We start from the raw sequence: 8,513 nt of genomic DNA on the forward strand, positions 1-8,513 counted from the left end.
CCAGGTCAAGTCGATCATCGGCCGCTTCCTCGAGCATTCGCGCATCGTCTGCTTCGGCGCCGGCCACGAGATCCCGTCGAATCACACCAAGGTCTTCATCTCCTCGGCCGACTGGATGCCGCGCAACCTCGACCGCCGGGTCGAGACCCTGGTGCCGATCGAGAATCCGACCGTGCATGCCCAGATCCTCGACCAGATCATGATCGCCAACCTGAAGGACGAGGCCCAGTCCTGGGACCTGAAGGCCGACGGCAGCTTCGTGCGCATTCATGCCAAGGAAGGCGGCTTTTCAGCGCACAAGTATTTCATGACCAATCCGAGCTTGTCCGGTCGCGGCAAGGCGCTTAAGACCGGCCAGGCACCACGCTTGGTGCTGGATGAATCGTGATCGCCGGGGCGTGAATGAGTATTGCCGAGGTAGCGGGCACCCGAACGCGGACCAAGCAGGCCGGGCGGATTGGCGTCGTCGACGTGGGCTCCAATTCGGTCCGTCTCGTCGTCTATGAGGGGGCCGGCCGGAATCCGGCCGCCATGTTCAACGAGAAGGTCCTGTGCGGGCTGGGCCGCCGGCTCGCCTCGACCGGCAAGCTGGACGCCGAGGGTGTGGTCTCCGCCCACGCCGCGATCGAGCGATTCGTCGCCCTGTCGCGGGTGATGGGGGTGCGCCATCTCGACATCGTTGCGACCGCCGCCGTGCGCGACGCCAACGACGGTGCCGACTTCGTGGCCAAGGCGGAAGAACTGGCGGGGACGCCGATCCGCGTGCTCTCGGGCCAGGAGGAAGCCTATTTCTCGGCCGAGGGCGTGCTCTCGGCGATCCCCGAGGCCGACGGCTTGGTGGGCGACCTCGGCGGTGGCAGCCTCGAGGTGGTGCTGGTCGGCGGCGGCCAGGTCGGCGCCCAGGCGACCCTGCCCCTGGGACCGCTCCGCCTGCTCGAGGCGACCCAGGGCGACAAGGCCCGGGCGAGCGAGATCATCGACCAGGCCCTGGCCGGCCTGCCCTGGCTCGACCAGGTACGCGGCCGCAGCTTCTTTGCCGTGGGCGGCGCTTGGCGCGCCTTGGCCAAGATCCATATGGCGCAGACGTCCTATCCGCTCCGCGTGCTGCATCACTATCGGATCATGCGGGGCGACGTGAGAGACCTCTCCCGCGTCATCTCCAATCTCTCGCGCGAGAGCCTGGAGCGGATCTCGGGCCTGTCGCGGCGGCGCCTGGATACGCTGCCCCTGGCCGCCCTGATCCTCGACCGGGTGCTGAAGGCGACGCGGCCGCGCGACGTCGTTTTCTCCTCCTACGGGCTTCGCGAGGGGCTGCTGTTCAGCCGCCTGTCGGCGCGGGAACGCGCCCTCGATCCGCTGATCGACACTTCGGTCGAGATGGGGGCCCGGCTCGGCCGTTTCGCCGAGCACGGCGAGGAACTTGCGCAGTGGATGACACCTCTCTTCGGCGACGAGTCGCCGGCCGAGAAGCGGCTTCGCCTCGCCACCTGCCATGTCTCGGACATCGGCTGGCGCAATCATCCCGACTACCGCGCCCAGCAAACATTGTTCGAGATCCTGCGCGGCCCCTTCGTCGGCATCGATCATCCGGGCCGGGCGCAGATGGCATTGGCGATCTATGCACGTTACGACGGCGATCCCGAATCCGGCGCTTTCCGCCAGGCTTCGGCCGTGATGGACGAGCGCCAGGTGCTGGCCGCGCGGGTGATCGGGGCGAGCTTGCGCCTCGGCCATTGCCTGACCGGCGGCACGCCCGGGATCCTCTGCGACTGCCCGCTGAGTTTCGTCGACGACGGCTTAGTGCTGACCCTGGCGGCGCGCCACGCCGATCTCGACGGTGAAGTGGTGCAGCGTCGGCTGGGGGCGATCGGGCGCCTGATTAACCGGCCGACAAAGGTCGTCCCCGCAGCCTGAGCGGCCGTTCAGTCGATCCGATAGGAGATGGTGGCGCGGCGCGGCGGGGGCGGCGGCGCTTCGCCCCGGGCCGCCATCAGATGGTGCTGCTCGCGGCGCAAGCGGCGCTGCAGGCGGAGTGCCCAGACCACTTCGAGCGCGAGGGCGGCGATGCCGATCAAGGCCCAGCCACCGTCACCCGTCGTCTGGCTGGCGAGCAGGCCGAAGTCATAGGTCCCGTGCAGGCCGGCCGGCACCAGGAAGGCGGCGAAATGCAGACGCCCCGCACGCCCTGGCAGGAAGCGGGCAGTGGCGACGTAATAGCCCATGATGGCGCCGCACATGGCGTGCCCCGGCACGGCGGTGAGCGCGCGGATCGCCGCGATTCCGGCCCAGCCTTCGCCGCCGCCCAGGACATAGAGCAGGTTTTCCAGGGTGGCGAAGCCGAGCGACGCGGTGGCGCCATAGACGAGCCCGTCCATCGGCTCGTCGAAGGCGGAGAGGCGCCGGCAGAACAGCAGCAACACCGCGAGCTTGAAGGCTTCCTCGGGAATCGCGGCGAGGGCGGTCGCCTGCAGCCCGGCCAGCGCCAGGGGGGCCTCCACCTCGGGCTGGAGCACGGCGCCCAACGGCACCACGATCACCAGGACCGGCAGGACGGTGAGAATGCCGAGCACGAAAGTGCCCAGGATGGCCCCCGTCGGCTCCGGGAAACGGTCGCTGCGGATGAAGAAGGCGAGCAGGACGAGCGACGGCAGGACGGCCGCGCCGATCATCACCGCCGCGGCCATCGTTCTGCCGTTCCTAGGCCGCGCCGCCCAGGCGGATCAACTTGATGCGGCGTCCTTCGCAGGCGAGCGCCACGCGGCCGTGCTTCAGATCCAGCGCGGCATCGCCGAAAACTTCCCGCCGCCAACCCTTCAGGGCCGGCACGTCGGCCTTGTCGTCGCCCGCGATCTGTTCGAGATCGGAGCTGTTGGCAACCAGCTTCTGGGCGACACCATGGTCCTCGCACTGGAGCTTCAGCATGACCTTGAGCAGTTCGACCAGCGGGCCGACGCCGCGCGGCGCCTCCGGGTGGTGCTCCGGTTCCGGCAGTTCGTCGTCGGGGCAGGCCAGGCCGCGCTGCACGGCTTCGATCAGGGAGGGGCCGAGGCGGCCGTCGGCGAAGCCCTTGGGGACGCCGCGCGACTGTTTCATCTCCTCGATCGAGGTCGGTGGATGGGCCGCCAGTTCGAGCAGGGCGTCGTCCTTCAGCATCCGGCCGCGGGGCAGGTCGCGGGCCTGGGCCTCGATCTCGCGCCAAGCCGCCAATTCGCGCAGCACGCCGAGGAAGCGGCGGTTGTGGGTGCGCGTCTTGATCCGCTGATAGGCCTGGGCCGGCTCGACGATATAGGTGCCGGGGTCCATCAGGATGGCCATTTCGCCGTCCAGCCAGTCGATCCGCCCGGTCTGCTCCAGGTCGGCCCAGAGGACTTCGTAGACCTTGCGCAGATAGGTGACGTCACCGATGGCGTATTGAAGCTGGCGCTCGCTCAGGGGGCGGCGGGTCCAGTCGGTGAAGCGGGACGATTTGTCCAGCGCGGCACGGGCGATCTTAGCGACCAGCGTCTCGTAGGAGACGGAATCGCCATAACCGCAGACCATCGCGGCGACCTGCGTATCGAACAGCGGCTCCGGAATCCGGCCGGACAGCTTCAGGAAGATTTCGATGTCCTGGCGCGCGGCATGGAAGACCTTGAGCACCGAAGGGTCGACCATGAGGTCGAGCAGGGGCTGGAGGTCGATCAGCGGCGCCAGCGGATCGATGATGGCGGCGACATCGGGCCCGGCCACCTGGACCAGGCAGAGCTTCGGCCAATAGGTGTTGTCGCGCAGGAACTCAGTGTCGACCGTGACGTAGTCGGCTTTTCTCAGGCGGGCAACCAATTCGACAAGGGCATCCGTGTCCTTGATGTGGAGAAATCCCTTGGGCATGAAAAAACACTATTCCTTTCATTGGGTTACGGAAGAAATCTGAGATTATATCTCAGGATTTCCAGCGCAGTACCCGTTCCTTGACCGGATTCTTGAACTCGCGGCCTTCCGCCTTGGCCCGGGCGAATTCCTTCTTCAGAAGGTAGTACCACTTGGCCTGGGTGTCGGCATCTTCGAGCAGCATGAGCGGCGGCTCGTGGGCGAGGCCGGCCTGCTGGGCCGTGACGATGTCACCGTCCTGGCGCAGGAAGGTCTTGGCGAAATGGCGCAGGACCGGTTTCAACAAAGTGACCCAGGGCATGGTCCAATACATCACCTGGGTGATCTCGGACTTGTCGGGACCGAGGGGGGTGATGGCGGTGAGCCCGGTGAAGCGATGGCGGCCGACCGTGATCTCCTCGGTGCGGATACCGGGCAGGCGGAAGGCGATCTCCGTCTCCGGCTTGCCGCCGAGCAGCTTGTAGGCGAAGGAATTCTTCGACGGCGCGTGGCGCACCATGGTGAAGCCGAGGAAGGACGGGGCGAATTTCTTCGCCTTCTCATGCATCGAGGATTTGGTCCGCCACCACCAGGCGCGGTGGACATAGGGGCCGTGCGCCGGGTCCATCAGACCGACCACCGCGTCGTCGAGCGGGCAGGGGAAGATCATCTTCTCGATATGCGAAGGCTTGGCACCGGCATCGAAGCCGGGCACTTCGGGCACCGGCGTCGTCTCGGCCAGGGCTTCGTCGCCGATGAAGATCCAGATCAGGCCCTGGCGCTCGGCCAGGGGATAGCGGCGCACCTTGATGCGGTCGATCTTCACGCCCTGGTCGGCGATGAGCGAGGGAATGTCGGTGCAGATGCCGTTCCGGTCGAAGCGCCAGCCGTGATAGCAGCATTCGACCTCGTGCCCGTCGAAGCGCCCGCAGGAGAGCGGGATACCCCGGTGCGGGCAGATGTCGCGGATGGCGAAGGCCTTGCCGTCGGCCTCGCGGGCCAGCAGGACGGGCTCGCCCAGCAGGCTCTTGGCCAGCATCTTGCCGGCCTTCAGCTCGCGCGAGGGCAGGGCGAGGTACCAGAGGTCGCGCAGCCAGACGGGCGCGTCGATGCCGCGAGCGGGACGAAGCTCGCCGCCCTTCGGCACTTCGATGGTCGGAAGATCGTTCAAAATCGATTTCCTGTGGTAAACGGCAACTCAATTCCCGCTTGTTAGCAAATTTTCACGGCAAATGCGCCCGCCTTGATCCGCCAATTGGTCGGGGCACCCTTGCTAAGGCGGCGGCTGCCCCGTAAAAACCGGCGATCGCATCGGAGTCGAGTGAACATGCACGCCTATCGCACCCATACCTGCGGCCAGCTCACGGCTGCCGACATCGGTGAGACCGTCAAGCTGTCCGGCTGGGTCCATCGCAAGCGCGACCACGGCAACCTGCTCTTCGTCGACCTGCGCGATCATTACGGCATCACCCAATGCGTGATCGAGACCGACGAGGGCGCGGCCGCCTTCAAGACCGTCGAGTCGCTCCGCGCTGAATCGGTGGTCACCATCACCGGCAAGGTGGTGAAGCGCGCCGAAGGCACCGAGAACCCGAACCTGCCCACCGGCGCGATCGAGATCCGCATCGGCGAGATCGCCGTCCAGTCGGCGGCCGAGGAACTGCCGATGCCGGTCTTCGGCGACCAGGAATATCCGGAAGACATCCGCCTGAAGTACCGCTTCCTCGACCTCCGCCGCGAGAAGCTGCACCAGAACATCATCCTCCGCTCGAAGGTGATCGCGTCCTTGCGCCGGCGCATGATCGAGCAGGGCTTCATGGAATTCCAGACGCCGATCCTGACCGCATCCTCGCCCGAAGGCGCCCGCGACTTCCTGGTGCCGAGCCGCATGCATCCCGGCAAATTCTACGCCCTGCCGCAGGCGCCGCAGCAGTTCAAGCAGCTCCTCATGGTCGCGGGCTTCGACCGCTATTTCCAGATCGCCCCCTGCTTCCGCGACGAGGATGCGAGGGCCGACCGCAGCCCCGGCGAATTCTACCAGCTCGATCTCGAGATGAGCTTTGTCACGCAGGACGACGTCTTCGCGGCGGTCGAGCCCGTGGTGGCCGGCGTGTTCCGCGAATTCTCGACCAAGCTGGTGCCCGACGGCGCCTTCCCGCATATCGCCTACCGCGACTCCATGCTCTGGTACGGCAACGACAAGCCGGACCTGCGCAACCCGATCAAGATCGTCGACGTCTCGGAAATCTTCCGGGGTTCGGGCTTCGGCATCTTCGCCCGGGCGGTGGAGCAGGGCGCCGTCGTGCGCGCCATCCCGGCGCCGGGTGCCGCACACCAGCCGCGCAGCTTCTTCGACAAGATGAACGACTGGGCCCGGGGCGAGGGTGCCGCCGGCCTCGGCTACGTCATCTTCGAGGGCGAGGCGGGCAAGGGCCCGGTGGCCAAGAACATCGGGCCCGAGAAGGTCGCCGAACTGAAGGCGGTTTCCGGCTGCCAGGAGGGCGACGCGCTGTTCTTCGCCTGCGACAAGGAACTGCCGGCGGCCAAGCTGGCCGGCCTGGCGCGCACCCGGATCGGTACCGAACTCGACCTCATTGAGAAGGACGTCTTCCGCTTCTGCTGGATCGTCGACTTCCCGATGTTCGAATTCGACGAGGACGAGAAGAAGATCATCTTCTCCCACAATCCCTTCTCGATGCCCCAGGGCGGCATGGAAGCGCTCGAGACCAAGGACCCGCTGACCATCAACGCCTATCAGTACGACATCGTCTGCAACGGTATCGAACTGTCGTCCGGCGCCATCCGTAACCACCGCCCGGACATCATGCTGAAGGCCTTCGACATCGCCGGCTACCCGGCCGAAGAGGTGGAGCGGCGCTTCGGCGGCATGTTGAACGCCTTCCGCTACGGCGCCCCGCCGCACGGCGGCATCGCCCCGGGTGTCGACCGCATCGTCATGCTGCTGGCGGACGAGCCCAACATCCGCGAAGTCATCGTCTTCCCGATGAACCAGAAGGCCGAGGACCTGATGATGGGCGCCCCCGCCGAGGTGACTCCGAAGCAGCTCCGCGAACTGTCGATCCGCTTGGCCCTGCCCGAGAAGAAATAGAAAGAGGTCGCCCGGCCGTCGGGTCGCTTCCCGGCATCCGGGCACCACTCTTCATCGTCATGCCCGGGCTTGTCCCCGGGCATCCACGTCGGGGCGGGTCACAGTCGTCGACGTGAGAGGCGGCCCGACGACGTAGATGGCCGGGACTTCGGCCGGCCATGACCAGCTTATGGGGGTGAGGCTGGGGCTATAACCGCCCAAATGTTCAGACCGGCCGGCTTTTCCGAACCTTCGCCGCCGCCTGTCATCAAGCGGCCACTGGCGCCGTCCTCGCGAACGAGGCATCTTCCCTGCCGCACCCTGAAATGAACAGGGGAGGGGAGGAAAAGATGATTCTGTACGGCGTGGGCGCCTCGCCCTATGTGCGCAAGACCTTGCTGGTCCTGAAGGAAAAGGGCCTGGACTTCGAGCACCGCATGGTGATGCCGGGCGACAAGTCGCCCGAATACCGGGCCATCAGCCCCTTCGGCAAAATTCCGGCCCTCACCGACGGTGATTTCTCGATCTGCGATTCGACCGCGATCATCACCTATGTCGAGGCGAAATTCCCGGCGAAGCCGCTGCTGCCGGCCGATCCGGCCGAACGGGCGCGAGTGATCTGGTACGAGGAATTCGGCGATACGATCCTGGCCGCTCAGGTCGGCATCATCTTCTTCAACCGCTTGGTGGGCCCGCGCTTCATGGGCGTGCCGGGCGACGAGGCGGCGGCGCAGAAGGCGGTGGACGAGGGCCTGCCGCCGATCTTCGCCTATCTCGAGAGCCAGATCCCGGCCAGCAATTTCCTGGTCGGCGACCGCCTGACCCTGGCGGACGTCGCGGTAACCGCCCATCTGGTCAACCTCGGCTATGTCGGGGTCGAGGTCGACGCCGCCAAATACCCGAAGCTGGCCGCCTATCTGGCGACCATGCAGGCGCGCCCGGTCTTCGTCGAGATCCTGGCCGCCGAACGGGCGATGTTCGGCGGCTGAATGCCCCCTGTGCTGTTGCGTCATGCCGCACCCATTGTGTGCGGCATGGCGTAACCGGCCGACATCTGGTAACGTCGCGCCCCTGCCAACAGATCCGGAGGGCGCATCGCCGTGTCCGTCATTGCTCTGGCGTCCGACCATGCCGGCGTCGAATTGAAGTCCTTCCTGGCGAACGAGATGAAGGCCCGCGGCTACGAGGTGCTGGATCTCGGCACTGACGGTCCGGCCTCGGTCGACTATCCCGATTTCGGCTATGCCGTGGCCAAGGTGATCGCCGAAGGCAAGGCCGAGCGGGGCGTGGCCGTCTGTGGTTCCGGCATCGGCATCTCGATCGCGCTCAACCGCTATCCCCACATTCGCGCAGCACTCTGCCACAACGGCCTGACCGCCCGCTTGGCGCGCCAGCACAACGACGCCAACGTGTTGTGCATGGGCGCCCGCATGATCGGCCTCGAAGTCGCCCGGGATTGCCTTGTGGCCTTCCTCGATACCGCCTATGAAGGTGGCCGCCATGACGGGCGCGTCGCCAAGCTGGGTTGTCCGCCGGCCACCGGCGGATCCGCCCCGTCCTGCTGAATTACCCTGAC

The 8,513-nt window shown here is 66.5% G+C and carries 7 protein-coding genes and 1 pseudogene; 5 read left to right on the plus strand and 3 right to left on the minus strand.

Features of this window, described 5'->3' with window-relative positions; all coding sequences use genetic code 11:
• Both WC493_RS20405 and WC493_RS20410 read left to right on the plus strand, forming a co-directional pair.
• Positions 1 to 388: pseudogene (locus tag WC493_RS20405) on the plus strand (RNA degradosome polyphosphate kinase); the annotation flags it as partial.
• Between the two features lie 14 nt (positions 389 to 402).
• Positions 403 to 1,914 (plus strand): Ppx/GppA family phosphatase, encoded by a 1,512-nt coding sequence (locus tag WC493_RS20410; protein WP_373067979.1) that lies wholly within the window; start codon positions 403 to 405, stop codon positions 1,912 to 1,914.
• Positions 1,915 to 1,922: 8 nt separating this feature from the next.
• Here the strand turns inward: WC493_RS20410 and WC493_RS20415 are convergent, their stop codons facing one another.
• Genes WC493_RS20415 through WC493_RS20425 form a run of 3 tightly spaced genes read right to left on the minus strand, consistent with a single transcriptional unit; the run spans position 1,923 to position 5,020 of the window.
• Positions 1,923 to 2,684, minus strand: coding sequence for a PrsW family intramembrane metalloprotease (locus WC493_RS20415; protein WP_373067981.1), 762 nt, complete (start codon positions 2,682 to 2,684; stop codon positions 1,923 to 1,925).
• A 13-nt stretch (positions 2,685 to 2,697) separates the two neighbouring features.
• Entirely contained in the window at positions 2,698 to 3,870 is a 1,173-nt protein-coding gene (gene rnd / locus WC493_RS20420) for a ribonuclease D (RefSeq protein ID WP_373067983.1), read from the minus strand.
• Between the two features lie 52 nt (positions 3,871 to 3,922).
• Positions 3,923 to 5,020 carry a Rieske 2Fe-2S domain-containing protein gene (locus WC493_RS20425; protein WP_373067985.1) on the minus strand — a complete coding sequence of 366 codons (1,098 nt, stop codon included), beginning with the start codon at positions 5,018 to 5,020 and terminating at the stop codon, positions 3,923 to 3,925.
• 156 nt (positions 5,021 to 5,176) lie between these two features.
• On the opposite strand from WC493_RS20425, the gene aspS reads away from it, so the two are divergent.
• From aspS to rpiB, 3 genes are all read left to right on the plus strand, one after another.
• Entirely contained in the window at positions 5,177 to 6,958 is a 1,782-nt protein-coding gene (gene aspS / locus WC493_RS20430) for an aspartate--tRNA ligase (RefSeq protein ID WP_373067987.1), read from the plus strand.
• Between the two features lie 329 nt (positions 6,959 to 7,287).
• A complete protein-coding gene (locus WC493_RS20435) occupies positions 7,288 to 7,926 on the plus strand; it encodes a glutathione S-transferase family protein (RefSeq protein WP_373067989.1) in 639 nt (212 codons plus the stop codon).
• Positions 7,927 to 8,031: 105 nt separating this feature from the next.
• Entirely contained in the window at positions 8,032 to 8,502 is a 471-nt protein-coding gene (gene rpiB, locus WC493_RS20440) for a ribose 5-phosphate isomerase B (RefSeq protein WP_373067991.1), read from the plus strand.
• Positions 8,503 to 8,513: the final 11 nt, after the last annotated feature.

Origin of the sequence: Zavarzinia sp. (assembly GCF_041650655.1) — a bacterium.
GTDB lineage: Bacteria > Pseudomonadota > Alphaproteobacteria > Zavarziniales > Zavarziniaceae > Zavarzinia.